Annotated in this window: 19 protein-coding genes and 1 riboswitch; of the genes, 3 read left to right on the forward strand and 16 right to left on the reverse strand. The window is 66.0% G+C overall.

What is annotated here, in order from left to right:
* Positions 1 to 13 precede the first annotated feature (13 nt).
* From AC4PTB_RS11565 to AC4PTB_RS11575, 3 genes are read left to right on the forward strand one after another with little or no spacing between them, the layout of a single operon-like run.
* Positions 14 to 955, forward strand: coding sequence for a zinc ABC transporter substrate-binding protein (locus AC4PTB_RS11565; RefSeq protein ID WP_492190096.1), 942 nt, complete (start codon positions 14 to 16; stop codon positions 953 to 955).
* A gap of 54 nt (positions 956 to 1,009) precedes the next feature.
* The gene (locus tag AC4PTB_RS11570) at positions 1,010 to 2,008 is read left to right on the forward strand and encodes an aldose epimerase family protein (RefSeq protein WP_492190097.1); all 999 of its coding nucleotides are present in this window, start codon (positions 1,010 to 1,012) and stop codon (positions 2,006 to 2,008) included.
* A 9-nt stretch (positions 2,009 to 2,017) separates the two neighbouring features.
* Positions 2,018 to 2,518, forward strand: coding sequence for a GbsR/MarR family transcriptional regulator (locus AC4PTB_RS11575; protein ID WP_492190098.1), 501 nt, complete (start codon positions 2,018 to 2,020; stop codon positions 2,516 to 2,518).
* An 81-nt stretch (positions 2,519 to 2,599) separates the two neighbouring features.
* On the opposite strand, the gene trpB is transcribed toward AC4PTB_RS11575, so the two are convergent.
* From trpB to AC4PTB_RS11655, 16 genes are all read right to left on the reverse strand, one after another.
* Complete coding sequence (gene trpB, locus AC4PTB_RS11580) at positions 2,600 to 3,832, reverse strand: tryptophan synthase subunit beta (RefSeq protein ID WP_492192636.1); 1,233 nt, start codon at positions 3,830 to 3,832, stop codon at positions 2,600 to 2,602.
* A gap of 117 nt (positions 3,833 to 3,949) precedes the next feature.
* Positions 3,950 to 4,621, reverse strand: a complete 672-nt coding sequence (locus AC4PTB_RS11585) for a phosphoribosylanthranilate isomerase (RefSeq protein ID WP_492190099.1) — start codon at positions 4,619 to 4,621, stop codon at positions 3,950 to 3,952.
* Positions 4,622 to 4,628: 7 nt separating this feature from the next.
* Positions 4,629 to 4,985 carry a lipopolysaccharide assembly protein LapA domain-containing protein gene (locus AC4PTB_RS11590; RefSeq protein ID WP_492190100.1) on the reverse strand — a complete coding sequence of 119 codons (357 nt, stop codon included), beginning with the start codon at positions 4,983 to 4,985 and terminating at the stop codon, positions 4,629 to 4,631.
* A gap of 6 nt (positions 4,986 to 4,991) precedes the next feature.
* Complete coding sequence (gene ihfB / locus AC4PTB_RS11595) at positions 4,992 to 5,279, reverse strand: integration host factor subunit beta (protein WP_055210004.1); 288 nt, start codon at positions 5,277 to 5,279, stop codon at positions 4,992 to 4,994.
* Positions 5,280 to 5,552: 273 nt separating this feature from the next.
* Positions 5,553 to 7,232: a 30S ribosomal protein S1 gene (gene rpsA / locus AC4PTB_RS11600; protein WP_110805942.1), complete on the reverse strand. Its 1,680-nt coding sequence runs from the start codon at positions 7,230 to 7,232 to the stop codon at positions 5,553 to 5,555.
* A 159-nt stretch (positions 7,233 to 7,391) separates the two neighbouring features.
* Positions 7,392 to 8,024, reverse strand: a complete 633-nt coding sequence (locus AC4PTB_RS11605; RefSeq protein WP_492190101.1) for an NAD(P)H-dependent oxidoreductase — start codon at positions 8,022 to 8,024, stop codon at positions 7,392 to 7,394.
* 79 nt (positions 8,025 to 8,103) lie between these two features.
* Entirely contained in the window at positions 8,104 to 8,691 is a 588-nt protein-coding gene (locus tag AC4PTB_RS11610) for a (d)CMP kinase (protein WP_492190102.1), read from the reverse strand.
* Between the two features lie 95 nt (positions 8,692 to 8,786).
* Positions 8,787 to 10,130, reverse strand: coding sequence for a 3-phosphoshikimate 1-carboxyvinyltransferase (aroA, locus tag AC4PTB_RS11615; RefSeq protein WP_492190103.1), 1,344 nt, complete (start codon positions 10,128 to 10,130; stop codon positions 8,787 to 8,789).
* 94 nt (positions 10,131 to 10,224) lie between these two features.
* On the reverse strand, positions 10,225 to 10,950 hold the full coding sequence (gene trmB / locus AC4PTB_RS11620; RefSeq protein WP_492190104.1) for a tRNA (guanine(46)-N(7))-methyltransferase TrmB: 726 nt from the start codon (positions 10,948 to 10,950) through the stop codon (positions 10,225 to 10,227).
* A 148-nt stretch (positions 10,951 to 11,098) separates the two neighbouring features.
* Positions 11,099 to 12,265, reverse strand: a complete 1,167-nt coding sequence (gene metK / locus AC4PTB_RS11625) for a methionine adenosyltransferase (protein WP_492190105.1) — start codon at positions 12,263 to 12,265, stop codon at positions 11,099 to 11,101.
* 7 nt (positions 12,266 to 12,272) lie between these two features.
* A riboswitch (SAM-SAH riboswitch) is annotated at positions 12,273 to 12,321 on the reverse strand.
* Between the two features lie 7 nt (positions 12,322 to 12,328).
* Positions 12,329 to 13,864: an apolipoprotein N-acyltransferase gene (lnt, locus tag AC4PTB_RS11630; RefSeq protein ID WP_492190106.1), complete on the reverse strand. Its 1,536-nt coding sequence runs from the start codon at positions 13,862 to 13,864 to the stop codon at positions 12,329 to 12,331.
* Between the two features lie 21 nt (positions 13,865 to 13,885).
* Positions 13,886 to 14,791 carry a transporter associated domain-containing protein gene (locus tag AC4PTB_RS11635; RefSeq protein ID WP_492190107.1) on the reverse strand — a complete coding sequence of 302 codons (906 nt, stop codon included), beginning with the start codon at positions 14,789 to 14,791 and terminating at the stop codon, positions 13,886 to 13,888.
* Between the two features lie 28 nt (positions 14,792 to 14,819).
* A complete protein-coding gene (gene ybeY, locus AC4PTB_RS11640) occupies positions 14,820 to 15,332 on the reverse strand; it encodes an rRNA maturation RNase YbeY (protein WP_492190108.1) in 513 nt (170 codons plus the stop codon).
* Positions 15,313 to 16,332, reverse strand: a complete 1,020-nt coding sequence (locus AC4PTB_RS11645) for a PhoH family protein (RefSeq protein ID WP_492190109.1) — start codon at positions 16,330 to 16,332, stop codon at positions 15,313 to 15,315. The genes ybeY and AC4PTB_RS11645 overlap by 20 nt, the downstream gene beginning before the upstream one ends.
* Positions 16,333 to 16,514: 182 nt before the next feature.
* A complete protein-coding gene (locus tag AC4PTB_RS11650; RefSeq protein ID WP_492190110.1) occupies positions 16,515 to 16,817 on the reverse strand; it encodes a hypothetical protein in 303 nt (100 codons plus the stop codon).
* Positions 16,818 to 16,828: 11 nt separating this feature from the next.
* The gene (locus AC4PTB_RS11655; protein WP_492190111.1) at positions 16,829 to 17,386 is read right to left on the reverse strand and encodes an OmpA family protein; all 558 of its coding nucleotides are present in this window, start codon (positions 17,384 to 17,386) and stop codon (positions 16,829 to 16,831) included.
* Positions 17,387 to 17,585: the final 199 nt, after the last annotated feature.

Below are 17,585 nucleotides of genomic sequence, written 5' to 3' on the forward strand. Positions count from 1 at the left end.
GCCGAGGAATCCCATGCAACGCCCCGCCCTGACCGCCCTGCTGCTGTCCGCCCTTGCCAGCCCGTCCCTTGCCGAGGTGCCGAAGGTGGTGACCGACATTCCGCCGGTGCACTCGCTTGTCGCGCAGGTGATGGGCGATCTGGGCAGCCCCGCCGTTCTGCTCGAACAGGGGGGGAATGCGCATTCCTATCAGCTCAAACCCAGCCAGGCGGCAGCGCTGCAAGAGGCCGATCTGGTGCTTTGGGTCGGCCCCGAGATGACGCCCTGGCTTGATCGGGCGATCGACGGGCTGCAAGGCCCGGGCAAGGCGGTGGCGCTGCTGGATGCGCCGGGCACGCTGCTGCTTGATTTCGGCGGCAAGCCGCATGTCGGCGGCCATGACCACGACCACGCCCATGAAGACCACGACGCGCATGGCGAAGACCACCACCACGAGGGGCTTGACCCGCATGCCTGGCTGTCGCCGGTGAATGCGGGGACATGGCTGACGCTGATCGGCTCGGAACTGGCGCGGCGCGACCCCGAACATGGCGCAACCTATATCGCGAATGCGGCGCAGGCGCGGCTGCGGCTGGCAACGCTCGACGCGCAGCTGATGGCGGACCTGGCGCCGCTCAAGGGCCGCCCCTTCGTCACCTTCCACGATGCCTATGGCTATTTCAGCAGCCATTACGGTCTGACCTCGGCGGGCTCGGTCTCGATGGGCGATGCGGCCGATCCCGGCGCCGCGCATCTGGCCGAGCTGCGCGACAGCCTGGGCGCCAAGCGCGTCGTCTGCGCCTTCCCCGAGGCGAACCACGATCCGAAACAGGTCGAGATCCTGCTTGAGGGCACCGGGGCGAAACGCGGCGCCGCCCTTGACCCCGAGGGCTCGACGCTGAGCTATGGGCCCGGGCTTTATAACGCGGTGCTGACGGGGCTCGGCCAGGCGATGCGCGACTGCCTCGCGCCGTAATCCCTTGTTCTTCCGGGCCTTCCGTGCTGGAGTATCACCAGAGCGGGAGGCCCCATGACATCAGACATCCGCCGTTTCGGCACCACCGCCACCGGCCAGAGCGTCGAGGCGATCACGCTGCGCGCGGGCGAGCTGACCGCCCGTGTCCTGACCTTCGGGGCGACGCTGCAGGATCTGCGGCTGGCGGGCACGCCCTGGCCGCTGGTGCTGGGCTCGGACCTGCTCTCGGCTTACGAACAACGCCTGCATTGGTGCGGTGCCGTCGTCGGACCGGTGGCGAACCGGCTTTTCCGGGCGCAGGTGACGCTCGACGGGCGCCTTTGGCAGGCGCAGCCCAATGACGGCGCGAACCTGCTGCATTCGGGCGCCGAGGGGATTTCGCAGCAGGTCTGGACGATCGAAGCGGCCGGAGCCGAAGCCGTGACGCTGCGCCTTGATCTGCCCGATGGCGCGGCGGCGCTGCCCGGCAACCGGGTGATCCGCGCCAGCTATCAGCTGACGCCCCCGGCCACGCTGGAAATCACGCTTGCGGCCGAAACCGATGCGCTGACGCTGATGAACCTGGCGCATCACCCCTATTGGAACCTGGACGGCACGGCGACGACGGCGGGGCACTGCCTCTCGGTCGCGGCCGATCAGATCCTGCCCACCGATGCGGAAAACCTGCCGCTGGCCCCGGTGCCGGTCGAGACACTGACCCTTGATCTGCGCGCCCCCCGGCCGCTGCCCGAGCTGCCCCCGGTCGATCACAATTTCTGCCTGTCAGGCAGTGGCTTGCGCCCCGTGGCGCGGCTGACGGGGGCAAAGGGCGTGAGCCTTGATCTGCACACGGACGCGCCGGGGTTGCAGGTCTATGACGGCCGCGCGCTTCACTCCGCCCCCTTCCCCGGGCTGATGGGCAGCCCCTATGGCGCCCATGCCGGGGTGGCGCTGGAGCCGCAGCTTTGGCCCGATGCGCCCCGCCACGCCGATTTCCCGCCGATCACGCTTGCGCCGGGCACGCCTTGGCGGCAACGTAGCGCCGTGCACCTGACCCGCCGTCCCGCCGCTTGAAGAGGCCCCATGACCGCGCCTGCCCCCTCGGATCTGACGCAGCTTTTCGCCGATCTGGCCAGCGCCTTCGGGCTCAGCCGCGCCGCCGGGCAATGCCTGGCCGCGATCTGGCGGGCCACCGACACCCCCTCGGCCGAGGATCTGGCGACGGGTCTTGGCCTGTCGCGCTCGAATGTTTCGGTCGCGCTCAAGGAATTGCGGCAGGCCGGTCTGGTGCAGGTCAGCCGCAAGCCCGGGCTGCGGCGCGATTTCTTCACCGCCGATCCGAACCCCTGGGCGCTGTTGCGCGCCGGTCTGGCCGAGCGGCACCGGCGCGAGATCGCGCCGCTGGTTGACCGGCTGACGGCCCTTGCCCAGGCCGAGGAGGACGCGCGGATGCAGGATCTGGCCGAAATGGCCGGGGCGGCCTCGCAATGGTTTGCAAAGCTGATGCGCCGCGATCTGACAGAGCTGATGCAGACGACGGGCGCCGAAAAGAAGGCGAAGAAAAAGCACCAGCGCGACAAGTGAGGCCCGACCGGCCCCGCGGTGCGAACAAAAACAAACGGCGCCCGAAGGCGCCGCCTTGGGTCGCGCTGTCGTCGCGGCGGATCAGACCTTCATCTCGACGCCCAGATGCTTGGCGACGGTGAAGATGTCCTTGTCGCCCCGCCCTGAGAGGTTGACCACGATGATATGGTCTTTCGGCAGCCCCGGCGCAATCTTCATCACATGCGCCAGCGCATGGCTGCTTTCCAAGGCCGGAATGATGCCTTCGGTGCGGCAGCAGAACTGGAACGCCTCCAGCGCCTCGGCATCGGTGATGCTCACATATTCGGCGCGCTTGATATCGTGCAGCCAGCTGTGCTCCGGCCCGATGCCCGGATAATCAAGGCCCGCCGAGATCGAATGCCCCTCAAGGATCTGCCCGTCCGCATCCTGCAGCAGATAAGTGCGGTTGCCATGCAGCACGCCCGGCCGCCCGCCGGTCAGGGACGCGCAATGCTGCATCCGGTCATCGACGCCCAGCCCCCCGGCTTCGACGCCGATGATGCGCACCGACGGGTCATCAAGGAACGGATGGAACAGCCCCATGGCGTTCGAGCCGCCACCGACACAGGCGATGATCGTGTCGGGCAGACGGCCCTCGCCCTCTTGTTCCTCCAGCTGCCAGCGGGTTTCGCGGCCGATGATCGACTGGAAATCGCGCACCATCGCCGGATAGGGCGCCGGCCCCGCGACGGTGCCGATGCAGTAAAAGGTGTCGCGGACATTGGTCACCCAATCGCGCAGCGCGTCGTTCATCGCGTCTTTCAGCGTGCCGCGCCCCGAGGTCACCGGCACCACCTCGGCGCCGAGCAACTTCATCCGGAACACGTTCGGCGCCTGCCGTTCCACGTCGGTGGCGCCCATGTAAACAATGCATTGCAGCCCGAACTTCGCGCAAACGGTGGCGGTCGCCACGCCATGCTGGCCCGCCCCGGTCTCGGCGATGATCCGGGTCTTGCCCATGCGCCGCGCCAGCAGGATCTGCCCCAGCACGTTGTTGATCTTGTGCGCGCCGGTGTGGTTCAGCTCCTCGCGCTTCAGATAGATCTTGGCGCCGCCCAGCTCCTCGGTCATCCGCGGCGCCAAATAAAGCGGCGAGGGACGGCCGACGTAATGCTTCCACAACGCCTCCATCTCGGCCCAGAAGCTCGGGTCGGTCTTGGCGTGCTCGTATTGCGCCTCGAGTTCAAGGATCAGCGGCATCAGCGTTTCGGACACGAAGCGCCCGCCGTGAATGCCGAACCGGCCGCTCTCGTCCGGGGCCGTCATGAAACTGTTGAGCCGATCTTCCGCCATCGCCATCCCCTGTATCCTGCGCGCCAGCAGCAGATAGCGCGCCCCCCCCTCGGGGTAAAGTTCCTGCTCTTTATCTTGCCACAAATATCCCGGGGGTGTGGGGGCAGCGCCCCCACCCTACCCTTGGGCCGCCGCAACAAAGGCGGCGATCCGGGCCGCGTCCTTGACCCCGGGCGCGGATTCCACCCCCGAAGACACATCGACCTGAGCCGCCCCGGTCAGCCGGACCGCCTCGGCCACGTTCCCGGGCGTCAGCCCGCCTGCCAGCATCCAGGGCCGCTGCCATTGCCGCCCGGCAATCAGCCGCCAGTCAAAGGCAAGCCCGTTGCCACCGGGCAGCGCCGCGCCCTTGCGCGCTTTCGCATCGACCAGGATCTGGTCCGCCACGGCCTCATATTCGGCAATCGCCGCCAGATCGGCGGCCTCGGCCACGCCCAGAGCCTTCATCACCGGCAGGCCGAACCGCGCCTTCACCGCCGCCACCCGGGCGGGGCTTTCGCGCCCATGAAGTTGCAGCATGTCAAGCGGCACCGCATCGGTGATCGCCTGCAAGGTCGCATCGTCGGCATCGACCACAAGCCCGACCTTGGCCAGACCCACCGGCGCGGCCAGCGCCAGATCGCGGGCGGCGGGAAGCTCCAGATGCCGGGGCGAGCGGGGGAAAAACACAAGGCCGATGTAGCCCGCCCCCGCCGCAGCGGCAGCCTCCACATCGGCCAGTGTTCTCAGCCCGCAGATCTTGCAGCGCACCCCGCCGGGGCGACCGCGGTTGACGGCGACAGTGACCACGGCGCCCTCAGGCGCGCGGCTTGTCGAGCAGCGCCAGAACCTCGTCCTTCGGGCCCTGCGTCTTTTCCTTCAGCCGACCCAGTTCGCGCTCCAGCGTCGCGGCCTGTTTCGTCGCCTTGCGGGCGGTCTTGCGGAAACGATGCTCGCGCAGATATTCCCAGACGAAGCCCACCGCCAGACCCAGCACCATGCCGCCGAAGAAGACGAAGAACAGCGGCACCGGCAGATGCAGGTTGAAGCCCACGAAAGCCTCGACCTCGGAGGTCAGCAGGCTCAGCGTCACCACCTCGCGGTTGGACATCGCCAGCGTCACCAGAACAAGGATGAGCACAGCCAGGAACAGGTAGCGGATCGCGCGGAACATCGGGTCTTACTCCTCTCCCCCGTTCAGCCGGTCGCGCAGAAGCTTGCCGGTCTTGAAGAAGGGCACGTGTTTTTCCTCAACCGCGACCGAAGTGCCGGTGCGCGGATTGCGCCCGGTTCTAGCGTCCCGTTTCTTCACCGAAAAGGCGCCAAAGCCGCGCAGCTCGACACGATCACCGCGGGCCATCGCCTCGATGATCTCGTCGAAGATCGTGTTAACGATCTTCTCCACGTCGCGCTGAAACAGATGCGGATTCTCTTCGGCGATCTTGGCGATCAATTCAGAGCGGATCATGCGTCATCTCCCCCGTCATCCGGCTCGACCCGGACTGGTTCTTGCGCCGACTATAGGAGGAATTTTCCGCGACACAAACAGCAATGGCTTGGAAAGGCGGGAAATTATCGCCTGTCCGCGCAGTTTCGGCGCCGATCTGCGGCGCTCGGACGCAGTCCCCCATCGGCTTACCCCGCGGAAAGCCGGTTTTCCACCGCCCCGCGGCCCGTGGCGAATCGCGCAAAACAAAAGGCCCCGCACCGGCGGGGCCTTTCCGATCCCTTGCGGGAAAGATTATTCGCGGCCCTTGAGCGCGGCGCCGAGGATGTCGCCGAGCGAGGCGCCCGAGTCGGAGGAACCGTATTGTTCCACGGCTTCCTTCTCTTCGGCGATCTCGCGCGCCTTGATCGACACGCCCAGCTTGCGGGTCTTGCTGTCGATGTTGACAACGCGCACATCGACGTGATCGCCGACCTGGAAGCGCTCGGGGCGCTGGTCGGCACGGTCGCGGGCCAGATCCGAACGGCGGATGAAGGACTTCATGCCGTTGTATTCGACCTCGATGCCGCCGTCTTCGATCGCGGTGACGTTCACGGTGATCACCGAACCCCGTTTCACGCCATCAACCGCATCCGAGAAGGTGTCGGCATCGAGCGCCTTGATCGAGAGCGAGATGCGTTCCTTGTCGGTGTCGACTTCGGTGACCGCCGCGCGCACGACGTCGCCCTTGCGGTATTCCTGGATCGCTTCTTCGCCGCGCTTGTCCCACGACAGGTCGGACAGGTGCACCATGCCGTCGATGTCGTTTTCAAGGCCGATGAACAGACCGAATTCGGTGATGTTCTTGACTTCACCCTCGATCACGCTGCCGACCGGATGGGCATCCGCAAAGGCTTCCCACGGGTTGCGCAGGCATTGCTTGAGGCCAAGCGAGACACGACGTTTCGCGGTGTCGATCTCGAGCACCATGACATCGACTTCTTGCGAGGTCGAAACGATCTTGCCGGGGTGGACGTTCTTCTTGGTCCAGGACATTTCCGAGACGTGAACCAGACCCTCGACACCGGCTTCCAGCTCCACGAAGGCGCCGTAATCGGTGATGTTGGTGACACGGCCCTTGTGCACCGAGCCCAAGCTGAACTTGGTCTCGACCGAATCCCACGGGTCGTTCAGCAGCTGTTTCATGCCGAGCGAGATACGATGGGTGTCCTTGTTGATCTTGACGACCTGGACCTTGACGGTCTCGCCGATCGTGAGGATCTCCGACGGGTGGTTGACGCGGCGCCAGGCCATGTCGGTGACGTGCAGCAGGCCATCGACGCCGCCCAGATCAACGAAGGCACCGTATTCGGTGATGTTCTTCACCACGCCGTCGACGATCTGACCTTCGGTCAGGTTGCCGATGACTTCGGCGCGCTGTTCGGCACGCGATTCTTCAAGGATGGCACGACGCGACACGACGATGTTGCCACGACGACGGTCCATCTTGAGGATCTGGAACGGCTGCTTGAGACCCATGAGCGGGCCGGCATCGCGCACCGGACGGACGTCAACTTGCGAGCCCGGCAGGAAGGCCACGGCGCCGCCGAGATCGACGGTGAAGCCGCCCTTGACGCGACCGAAGATGGCGCCATCGACGCGCTCTTCCGAGGCATAGGCTTTTTCGAGACGGTCCCAGGCTTCTTCGCGACGGGCTTTCTCGCGCGAGATGACGGCTTCGCCACGGGCGTTTTCGACGCGATCGAGGTAAACTTCGACCTCGTCGCCAACGGCGATCGAGGGAGCTTCACCGGGATTCGCGAATTCTTTCAGATCGACGCGGCCTTCCATCTTGTAGCCGACGTCGATGATGGCCTGGCCCGCCTCGATGGCGATGACCTTGCCCTTGACGACAGACCCTTCCTGGGGGGTGTCGATCTCGAAGCTTTCCTTCAGAAGGGCTTCGAATTCTTCCATGCTAGCTTTGGCGCACATGCGTTCAAGTTTCCTTTATATGGGTTTTCTGGCCATGCGGTTGGCTCCGCCGGTCTTTCGTTGCGTATGCCGAAGGGGGCAGACCTGCGCCTGCCCCCGTGGACGTGGCCCCTATAGGCGGGAATCGCCTGTGGGGCAAGGGTTTTCGGCCCCGGTGCCTCAGTCGATGCGGGTCACCAGCTCCGAAAGCGGCTTGCGCACCTTCTTCATGCCGGCGAGCCAGTCGCCCTCGGTCGCGCGGTAGCCCAGCGGCATCAGCGTGACGGCGCGCAGGCCCTTTTCCCGCAGACCCAGGATTTCATCCACCGCGGCCGGATCGAAACCTTCCATCGGCGTCGCGTCGACCTCAAGCTCGGCCGCCTGCGCCAGCGCGATGCCAAAGGCGATATAGGCCTGATGCGCGGCATGGGCGGCGTTCACCTCCGCGCTGCGGGCAAGGTAATTGGCTTTCAGATTGTCATAATAGGCGGCAAGCATCTCACGCGGAATGCCGCGTTCGGCGACATGCAGATCGACGACGGCATCGATGCGCTCGGCGGTGTAATTGTCCCAGGCGGCAAAGACGAGCAGATGCGAGCCGTCCACGATCTGCGTCTGCCCGAAAGCCGCGGCCGAGATCTTCGCGCGCAGCTCCTTGTTGGTGATGACCAGAATTTCAAAGGGTTGCAGCCCCGAGGAGGTCGGCGCCATCTGCGCCGCGGTCAGGATCTTTTCGACCTTGTCTTCGGAAACGGCCTTGGCCGGGTCCATCTTTTTCGTCGCATAGCGCCAGGTCAGGGTATCAAGCAGCATCGAGGGGCATCCTTTCGCGGTTGAGCGTATGACGCCAAGATATGCGCACAACCGCGCGAAGCAACGAAAGCTTCTGCGCTTATCTGCACAGCCGTTCGGATACCACCGCGCAGGCCGCCGCAATCGCCGCGTCAATGCTCAAATCCGAGGTGTCGATCACCACCGCATCGGCCGCGGGTTTGAGCGGCGCATCGGCCCGGGTCATGTCGCGGGCGTCGCGCTCCTTCACCTCGGCCAGCACCTGCGCGGCGTCGCCGCCGACCTCCAGCCAGCGCCGATGCGCCCGCACCTCGGCACTGGCGGTCACGAACAGCTTCACCTCGGCTTCGGGGCAGATGACGGTGCCAATGTCGCGCCCATCCAGCACCGCGCCGCCCGCGCGCCGCGCGAAGTCGCGCTGGAAATCGAGAAGCGCCTGCCGCACCTCGGGGATGACGGCGACCTTCGAGGCCGCCTGCCCGGCGTCCAGCGTGCGCAGATCATCCCGCGCCAGATCCCCGGGCGTCAGCCCGCGCGCGGCGGCGACCGGATCGCCGCCCTTGACGCCGACGGCGCGATAAAGCGCCCCGGTGTCGAGATGCGCAAAGCCGAACCGCGCGGCCACGGCGTGCGAAATCGTGCCCTTGCCCGCCGCGGCAGGCCCATCGATGGCCACGGTGAAAATCATTCTGAACCTCGCTCGGGGCTTCTACGTTGCAATTTGCGTATTTGGACCAGGAAAAACCATGGGCTTTTTCTTGGCGCAAATACGCCCTTTCGACCTTAGTCCCGGGTGATCGTGGCGCCAAGATCGCGCATCAGATCCTCGAAAGCTGGGAAGGAGGTCGCGATCGGCGAGCCGTCATCGACCGAGATCGGCTGCTGCGACACAAGCCCAAGCACCAGAAAGCTCATCGCGATGCGGTGGTCGATATGGGTGGCGACGGTGGCGCCGCCGGGCACGCCCTCCGGCCCAAGCCCGTGCACGATCAGCGTGTCTTCGTCTTCCTCGACACGCACGCCGCAGGCTTCGAGGCCGCGCGCCATCGCCGCGATGCGGTCGCTTTCCTTCACCCGCAGCTCATGCACGCCGCGCATCACCGTGGTGCCGGTGGCGCAGGCGGCCAGCGCCGCCAACACGGGATATTCGTCGATCTGGGCGGCGGCGCGTTCGGGCGGCACTGCGATGCCGCTGAGCGCCGAGTGACGCACGCGCAGATCGGCCACAGGCTCGCCGCCCTCCTCGCGTTCATTGAGAAATTCGATATCGGCGCCCATCTCGCGCAGGGTCAGGAACAGCCCGTTGCGCGTCGGGTTCTGGCTGACCCCCGGCACAAGGATGTCCGAACCCGGCACCAGCAGCGCCGCGCAGACCGGAAAGGCCGCCGAGGAGGGATCACGCGGCACCGCCACCTCTTGCGCGCGCAACTCCGGTTGGCCCTGCAGGGTGATCCGGTTGCCCTCGGGCGTGGCTTCGACCGTCACCTCGGCGCCAAAGCCGCGCAGCATCCGCTCGGTGTGATCGCGGGTCGGCGTCTTTTCGATCACCACGGTCTGCCCCGGCGCGTTGAGCCCCGCCAGAAGCACCGCCGATTTCACCTGCGCCGAGGCCATCGGCGTCGTGTAAGTGACCGGCACCGGCTCGGCCGCGCCGACCAGCGTCATCGGCAACCGCCCGCCCGCGCGCCCGTAAGACCGCGCCCCGAACAGCGCCAGCGGATCGGTCACCCGCCCCATCGGCCGCTTGCGCAGGCTCGCATCGCCGGTGAAGGTGGCCGTGATCGGGCTCGTCGCCATGCAGCCCATGATCAGCCGCACGCCGGTGCCCGAATTGCCGCAATCGATCACCTCGGCCGGTTCGGCGAAGCCGCCGACCCCCACCCCCTCGACCGTCCAGGCGCCGGGGCCGGTGCGGGTCACGGTGGCGCCAAAGGCCTGCATCGCCTTGGCCGTATCCAGCACGTCCTGGCCTTCAAGCAGCCCGGTGATCCGCGTCGTGCCCACCGAGAGCGCCCCAAGGATAAGCGCCCGATGCGAGATCGACTTGTCACCCGGCACCGCGGCCACGCCCGAAAGCGGGCCGCCCCTGCGCGAGGTCATGCGAATGGGGGAACCGTGAGCGGACATGAAAGCCTCCCTGAATGTCAGGGTCCTGTTAGCGCACCGCGCCCCGACCGAAAAGCCCCTGCTTTTTCTTGGCGCAAATACGCCCTTTCGCGGCTTACGGCTTGCGGAAGGTGGCGTAATCGGGCACCCGGCCTTCGCGCAGCGCCTTTTGCTCATACCGGGTCGAAAGCCAGTCGTCCCAAGGCGTGCCGGAATGGGCGACAAGGTCAAACCCGGCCTTCGGCGCCTCGATCAGCGCCTGCTCCATGTAATTCGGGATATCGGTGGCGACGCGGAATTCGGCGCCCGGGGCAAGGATGCGGAACAGCGCGCCCAGATAACCGGGCGTCACGAAGCGGCGGCGATGGTGGCGGCGCTTGTGCCAGGGGTCGGGATAATTCAGGAAGGCCTTGGCGATGCAGCCCTCGGGCAGCACCTCCATCACGTCGCGCACATCGCCCGGCCAGATCGCGACGTTGGACACCCCCGCGGTGCGGATCTTGCCCAAAAGCATCGCGACACCGTTGATGAAGGGTTCGCAGCCGAGGATGTTCACCCCCGGGTTGCGGGCAGCCATATGCACCATATGCTCGCCGCCGCCGAAGCCGACCTCAAGCCACAGGGCCGCGTCCTTGCCGAAGATCGTGCCGGGATCAAGGATCTCGCGCCCCGGATTGTCCTCTTTCGAGATGCCCGCGGGGGTGAGCGAGGCCAGATCCTCGCTGATATAGGTCTTTTGCGAGGCCCGCATCGTCTTGCCCGAGCGGCGGCCATAGAAATTGCGCCACTCCGGTTGCGGGGCGGGCGCGGCGGTCTCGGGGGGGGCGGGGCTCTCGGTCATGGGGCTGCGCCTTAGGGCGCAAAGGGGTTCGCGGTCAAGGGGGGACGCGCGGCGATGATTTCGCCTCGGGCAATCCCGAGGCGAAATACCCTGCAACGCATGAAAAAGGGGGCCGAAGCCCCCTTCCCCGTGATCTTTTGAAACCGGCTCAGACCGCTTTCTTCAGCGCCTCGACCAGATCGGTGCGCTCCCAGCTGAAGCCGCCATCGGCTTCCGGCGCGCGGCCGAAATGGCCATAGGCCGAGGTGCGCGCATAGATCGGGCGGTTCAGATCCAGCTGCGTGCGGATGCCGCGCGGCGTCAGATCCATGCATTCCGCCACGATCCGTTCGATTTCCGCATCCGGCAATTCGCCCGTGCCATAGGTGTCGGCGTAGATCGACAAGGGCTTCGCCACACCGATCGCATAGGAGACCTGAATCAGGCAGCGCTTCGCCAGACCCGCGGCCACCACGTTCTTCGCCAGATAGCGCGCGGCATAAGCGGCCGAGCGGTCCACCTTGGTCGGGTCCTTGCCCGAGAACGCCCCGCCGCCATGCGGCGCCGCGCCACCATAGGTGTCGACGATGATCTTGCGCCCGGTCAGACCCGCGTCGCCATCCGGCCCACCGATCACAAAGGTCCCGGTCGGGTTCACCCACCATTCGGTCTTTTCGTCAATCCAGCCCGCGGGCAGCACTTCGCGGATATAGGGTTCGACGATGGCGCGGATGTCGTCCGAGGTCTGGCTTTCGTATTTGTGCTGCGTCGAGAGCACGATCGAGGTGACGCCAACCGGCTTGCCATCCTCGTAGCGCACCGACAGCTGCGATTTCGCATCCGGGCCGAGCGTCGGCTCCTTGCCGGATTTGCGCACCTCGGCCAGACGGCGCAGGATCGCATGCGCATATTGGATCGGCGCGGGCATCAGCTCGGGCGTCTCGTCGGTCGCATAGCCGAACATGATGCCCTGATCGCCCGCCCCGTCCTTGTCGACGCCTTGCGAAATATGCGCCGATTGCGGGTGCAGGTAATTGGCGAAGTTCAGCGTCGCCCAGTGGAAGGCGTCCTGTTCATAGCCGATATCCTTGACGCAATCGCGCACGATCCCGTCGATTCGGCCCATGAACTCGGCCAGTTTCGCCTTGTCGGAAAGACCCACTTCCCCACCGACAACCACCTGATTGGTGGTGGCGAAGGTCTCGCAGGCGACGCGGGCATTCGGTTCTTCGGCAAGGAAGGCATCCAGAACGGCATCGGAGATGCGGTCGCAGACCTTGTCGGGGTGACCCTCCGAGACGGACTCGGAAGTGAAGACATAGTTAGAACGTGACATGGGGAAGTGCTCCATTGATGTGTTCCCACCCCGCCAGGAAGCCGTTGGAGTGGTGGGGGGACGCTAGCCCCCGATCCGGCGACGGTCAACGCGCGATTTGCGCCCAAGCGCCCAAACCAGCACAACTGCGGCGATAAGACCTGCAAGCCAGGGTCCGTCGCCGGTGCGGGCATAGGGCGGCGCGGGCAAGGACCCGGGCAAGGCCGCATCGATCACGCCCTGCTGCCCCATGCCGAGGCTTTCCACCACCCGGCCGCGCGCATCGATCAGCGCCGAAATCCCGGTATTGGCCGACCGCGCCAAGGGCAGGCCGAATTCGATCGCCCGAAACCGCGCCTGCACCAGATGCTGCACCGGGCCTGACATCTCGCCGAACCAGGCGTCATTGGTGATCTGCAACAGCCAGTCCGGGCGGCGATCGGAATGCATGTCCTGCGGAAAGACCGCCTCGTAGCAAATGAGCGGCTGCACAAGGCCAAGCCGCCCCAGATCCAGAAGCTTGCGCGCCGTGCCCGCCGAATAGCCGTTGCCCTCGCGCGCGGCAAAGGCGGTGATGCCGAACCGCGCCAGCGCATCGCCAAAGGGGATATATTCGCCAAAGGGCACCAGATGCACCTTGTCATAGACCGGGCCGATCTTGCCGCCCGCCTCGATCATCGCCAGCGCATTGAAATAGCGCAGCCCCTCCTCGCGCTGGATGCCGACAGCGACGGGGGCGCCGCGCGCCGCCTCGGCGATCATCTTCAGGCCATCACCCGCGCGATCGAGCAAAAACGGCACCGCGGTTTCCGGCCAGAGGACCAGATCGGGCGCCGCCTTGCCGGGCGCAGGCGGCTGCGCGGTCAGATCAAGATGGCGGAAGAAGAATTCCTCGGCGTATTCGGGGCGCCATTTCAGATCCTGCGGCGCATTGGGCTGCACGATGCGCAGATTGACCGGCGTCGCGCGCGGCGGCACCGGCTGCGCCAGCTGCCAGCTGCCCGCCCCCCAAAGCGCCGCGATCACCGCCGCCGAAACGCCCGCCGCGGGCAGGCGCCAGTTCGCCCGCGGCATCAGCCAGGGCAGCACGGCGAGACCCAGCGTCAGCGCGCTCAGCCCCATCGCGCCGACAAGGGCCGCGCCCTGCGACAGCGGCGTGTCGATCCAGATATGGCCGAACAGCACCCAGGGCAGCCCGGTGAAGATGTAGCTGCGCAGCAGATCGGCGCCGAAAAGCCCGAGGGCGACGCCCGCGGCGCGCGAGACCGAAGCGCCCCCCAGCCGCGCGCCAAGGCTCATGCCCAAGGCCCAGAAGAGCCCCATGCCCAAGGCCATGAAGATCAGCGCGAAAGGCGCCATCCAGCCGTAGATCTCGGGCTCGACGAAGAAGGGCTCGACGATCCAGAACATCGCCAGCGCCGCATAGCCGCTGCCCGCCGCCAGCCCGACCCGAAAGGGCGAGGTCGCCTGCCCCATTGCGATCAGAAGCGAGAGCGCAATCAGCGCCACGCCCCACAGCCCGAAGGGCGCCTGTCCCAGCGCCACCCCCGCCCCAAGGAGCGCGGCCAGCCCCCAGACAAGGATCTTGACCGCGGGATTATAAAGCGGGGGCACGCGCATGGAAGTTCCGTTCTGTTCAGTCTATTCGGCGGCAACGCCCGGCAGCCGCACCCGCAGCCGCTTGACCCGGCGCGGATCGGCGTCCACCACCTCGAATTCGACGCCGTTTTCCGCCACGATCACCTCGCCCCGGGTCGGCACGCGGTCGATCTGCATGAAGACAAGCCCGCCCAAAGTGTCGATCTCGGCGCCTTCCGCCGCATCGGCCAGTTTCATCCCGATCTCGGCCTCGAAATCGGTCAGCGGCGTGCGGGCCTGCACCAGCCATTGACCGGGCTTTTCCAGCTTCCACAGACCGTCTTCTTCCTCGTCATGTTCGTCCTCGATCTCGCCGATCACCTGCTCGATCAGGTCTTCGAGCGTCACCAGACCGTCCACCCCGCCATATTCGTCGATCACCAGCGCCATATGGATGCGTTGCAGCTGCATCTTTTGCAGCAGCACGCCAATCGGCATCGAGGGCGGCACATACAGCAGCGGGCGCAACAGCTTGCGCAGCGAGAACCGGCCCGGGGCGCCGCCAAAGCCATGCGCCAGCGCCAGATCCTTCAGGTGCACCAGCCCCATCGGACTGTCGAGCGTGTCCTTGAACACCGGCAGGCGCGAATAGCCCTGGGTGCGGAAGACCTCGACCAGCTCGTCGCGGGGGGTGGTGACCGGAACGGCGACGATTTCGGCCTTCGGCACGGCGACATCGCCCACCCGCATCTTGCGCAGGTTGCCCAGCCCCGGCAGGCCCAGAGGGGCGGCCGCAGCGGCGGCGGATTGCGCCTCGGCGGGATCGGCCTCGCCCGGAGAGGCGCCAAGCGCCCCCAATATGCGCCCGAAAAAGCCTCTAGGCTGAGGTTCGTTGCTACTCTCGCCGGCTTCGGGTTCCGAAGCGGGCGCGGCGGCGGCGGAATTGCTTCCGTCTGCGACTTGTCCCATCGTTCCTTCCAAATGTGCCCCGGCGGGGCTAGATCTCGTAGGGATTGGAAATCCCCAGGGCGGTCAGGATACGCACTTCGATGCTTTCCATCAACTGCGCGTCTGCGTCGCGCACATGGTCATAGCCCAGAAGATGCAAAACGCCATGTATCACCAGATGTGTGACATGATCGTGAACGGATTTGCCCGCGGCCTCGGCCTCGCGCGTGCAGGTCTGAAAGGCAATCGCGATATCGCCCAGGGAATCGCGCTCGCCCGGCACGAAGGGCTCGGGGAAATACGGCTCGTCGCCATCCTCCTCGGCCGCCAGATCCTGCGCGGGCCAGGACAGCACATTCGTCGGGCTGGGCTTGCCGCGGAATTCGGCGTTCAGATCGGCGATCCGGGCATCGTCGCAGCCGATCAGGCTGATTTCCCAGGCCTCCGGGTCAAGCTCCTGATCGGTCAGGACCACCCGGGCCACACGTTCCGAAAGCCCGGCAAGGTCGATCCCCTGCCAGGCCGGTTCCTCGATCAGACAATCAACCAGCGGTTCCTTCATCCGACCGTTCATAGGCGTCAATGATCCGCGCCACAAGCGGGTGACGCACCACATCGGCGGCGGTGAAATAGTTGAAGGCGATCCCCTTCACCCCGCCCAGGATGCGTTCGGCATCGGCAAGGCCGGAGGCGGTGCCGCGCGGCAGGTCGATCTGCGTGCGATCGCCGGTGATCACCATGCGGCTCCCCTGCCCCAGACGGGTCAGGAACATCTTCATCTGCATCGTCGTGGCGTTCTGCGCCTCGTCCAGAACGACAAAGGCATTCGACAGCGTGCGCCCGCGCATGAAGGCCAGAGGCGCGATTTCGATGCGCTTTTCCTCCATCAGCTTGGCCATCTGCTTGGCAGGCAGAAAGTCGTTCAGCGCGTCGTAAAGCGGCTGCATGTAGGGGTCGACCTTGTCCTTCATGTCGCCGGGCAGAAAGCCCAGACGCTCGCCCGCCTCGACCGCGGGACGGCTCAGGATGATCTTGTCGACCAGCCCGCCGATCAGCATGGTCACGCCGACAGCGACGGCCAGATAGGTTTTCCCCGTCCCCGCGGGACCGATGCCAAAGGCCATCTCATGCTCGAACAGCGCCCGCACATAGGCCTTTTGCGCCTCTGTCCGCGGTTCGACCTGTTTCTTGCGGGTGCGGATCTCGTATTTCCCGGCCGCGAACATCTCCAGCTGTTCATCGACGGACACGCCGTCATGGCCCAGATCCGACATCCGGATCGCCGCGTCGATCTCGCCCGCGTCGATGGGCTTGCCCGCCTCCAGCCGGGCATAAAGCGCATTGAGCACCCCCCCGGCCAGCCCCTGCGCGTCGGGCGTGCCGACGACCGCCAGCTGATTGCCGCGGCGCAGGATATGCACCGAGAGCTTGTGCTCGATCTGCGCCAGATTGCGGTCAAACTCGCCGCAAAGGTCAATCAGCAACCGGTTGTCGGGATACTCAAGAAGCGTCTCGTAAGCCTCCTGAGTGCGGGGCGGGGGTGTGATCGCGCTGAAGCCCAACAACGTCTCCCTTGGTTGGCGTGGCTCAAAGATATGGTGCACCCCACCCGGCTCTCACGCAAGCAATGGTTTGCGCAAAACCAGCCCGCGGGAAAAAAATGCGCCTGCACCAATGGAAAGCGGCCGCGCAGGGCACTGCGCGACCGGACCGCCCAAATTTCAGGCAGATGCTGATTTCCCAATCAAAGCGGGTCGCTGATCGGTGATCCATCCTTGAACGGGCCGACGGCGGTGTTCGGCGGCGCCGCGCCCGAGCAGATCGGCTTGCCGTAATCATCGACGCGCGCGGTCATGTAGCCCTCGACGCCGTCATCGATGATCCAGTGATCGCAGCCCTCGGGATCGACCCAGACCCCGGCCTTGAGCGTGCTCAGATGGTGGGCGTTGATGCCGCGGTCGATCGACTTGTCGGGGCCATAGCTTTCATCACAGGCCGCCAGAGCCAGCGCCGCAGCCCCCAGAAGCAGAAGTTTCGTTCCGTTCATCGTGGTGCCCCTCACTTCACGCAGATCACTTCGACGCGACGGTTCTGTGCCATGCCCGCGGCGGTGGCGTTGGTCGCTTTCGGCATCCGCTCGCCATACCAGTTCACCGCCAGCACCGGGGCGCCGACCTGCTGCGCCACGCCCGCCACGGCCTCGGCGCGGCCCTTGGACAGGCGCATGTTGTATTCATCCGAGGCGCGGCTGTCGGTATGGCCGGTGATGATGAAGCTGCGCGCCTGGGCAGACCGGAAGAACTTTTGCAGCGCGCTGCGCCCCGAAGCGGTCAGCTTGGTGCTGTCGGTGGCGAAAAGCGTGTCGGTCTGCAACACGCCGCAGACATTGCGGTGGCAGACCGGGCGACCGTCGCGGGTCTTGCGCGCATCCATGTAGCCCTCGGCGCCGTCATCCATCGCCCAGTGCTCGCAGCCGTCGGGGTCGATCCAGATCGCCGGCATGTAGGTTTCGGCCTTTTGCTGCGCCGCCACCGGACCCAGCGAAGCCGCCAGCACCAGAGCCGCCGCCCCGAAGACCGCGACCACGGGTTTGCCCCCCAGGGTCAATCTTGTCATCCCCCACGCCTCCTCGATATGGACCACCCCGGCCGGGCCGGACCGGGGCGTTAACGAACATGAACCACAGTAACAAAACCTTGAGCCAAGGAAAGGGCTTTCGCCCGGTTATTGTGGCGCCAGCGGGAACAAACCGGGGCGCAATCCGCATGAATTGGGACAGTTTCGGCGCAAAGGCCCGAACGGCCCCGTTATCGGG

The organism is Rhodobacter sp. 4.3.4 (genome assembly GCF_058724655.1).

What these genes read in the sequence shown, in the direction of transcription:
- trmB (WP_492190104.1), bottom strand. Translation starts at nt 10,950, where the DNA reads ATGACCGAGAGCCCCGCCCCCCCCGAGACCGCCGCGCCCGCCCCGCAA.
- rpsA (WP_110805942.1), bottom strand. Translation starts at nt 7,232, where the DNA reads ATGTGCGCCAAAGCTAGCATGGAAGAATTCGAAGCCCTTCTGAAGGAA.
- AC4PTB_RS11635 (WP_492190107.1), bottom strand. Translation starts at nt 14,791, where the DNA reads ATGGGACAAGTCGCAGACGGAAGCAATTCCGCCGCCGCCGCGCCCGCT.
- lnt (WP_492190106.1), bottom strand. Translation starts at nt 13,864, where the DNA reads ATGCGCGTGCCCCCGCTTTATAATCCCGCGGTCAAGATCCTTGTCTGG.
- trpB (WP_492192636.1), bottom strand. Translation starts at nt 3,832, where the DNA reads ATGGCGGAAGATCGGCTCAACAGTTTCATGACGGCCCCGGACGAGAGC.
- AC4PTB_RS11655 (WP_492190111.1), bottom strand. Translation starts at nt 17,386, where the DNA reads ATGACAAGATTGACCCTGGGGGGCAAACCCGTGGTCGCGGTCTTCGGG.
- AC4PTB_RS11590 (WP_492190100.1), bottom strand. Translation starts at nt 4,985, where the DNA reads ATGTTCCGCGCGATCCGCTACCTGTTCCTGGCTGTGCTCATCCTTGTT.
- ybeY (WP_492190108.1), bottom strand. Translation starts at nt 15,332, where the DNA reads ATGAAGGAACCGCTGGTTGATTGTCTGATCGAGGAACCGGCCTGGCAG.
- AC4PTB_RS11575 (WP_492190098.1), top strand. Translation starts at nt 2,018, where the DNA reads ATGACCGCGCCTGCCCCCTCGGATCTGACGCAGCTTTTCGCCGATCTG.
- aroA (WP_492190103.1), bottom strand. Translation starts at nt 10,130, where the DNA reads ATGTCCGCTCACGGTTCCCCCATTCGCATGACCTCGCGCAGGGGCGGC.
- AC4PTB_RS11610 (WP_492190102.1), bottom strand. Translation starts at nt 8,691, where the DNA reads ATGATTTTCACCGTGGCCATCGATGGGCCTGCCGCGGCGGGCAAGGGC.
- AC4PTB_RS11570 (WP_492190097.1), top strand. Translation starts at nt 1,010, where the DNA reads ATGACATCAGACATCCGCCGTTTCGGCACCACCGCCACCGGCCAGAGC.
- AC4PTB_RS11650 (WP_492190110.1), bottom strand. Translation starts at nt 16,817, where the DNA reads ATGAACGGAACGAAACTTCTGCTTCTGGGGGCTGCGGCGCTGGCTCTG.
- metK (WP_492190105.1), bottom strand. Translation starts at nt 12,265, where the DNA reads ATGTCACGTTCTAACTATGTCTTCACTTCCGAGTCCGTCTCGGAGGGT.
- AC4PTB_RS11605 (WP_492190101.1), bottom strand. Translation starts at nt 8,024, where the DNA reads ATGCTGCTTGATACCCTGACCTGGCGCTATGCGACGAAAAAGATGGAC.
- ihfB (WP_055210004.1), bottom strand. Translation starts at nt 5,279, where the DNA reads ATGATCCGCTCTGAATTGATCGCCAAGATCGCCGAAGAGAATCCGCAT.
- AC4PTB_RS11565 (WP_492190096.1), top strand. Translation starts at nt 14, where the DNA reads ATGCAACGCCCCGCCCTGACCGCCCTGCTGCTGTCCGCCCTTGCCAGC.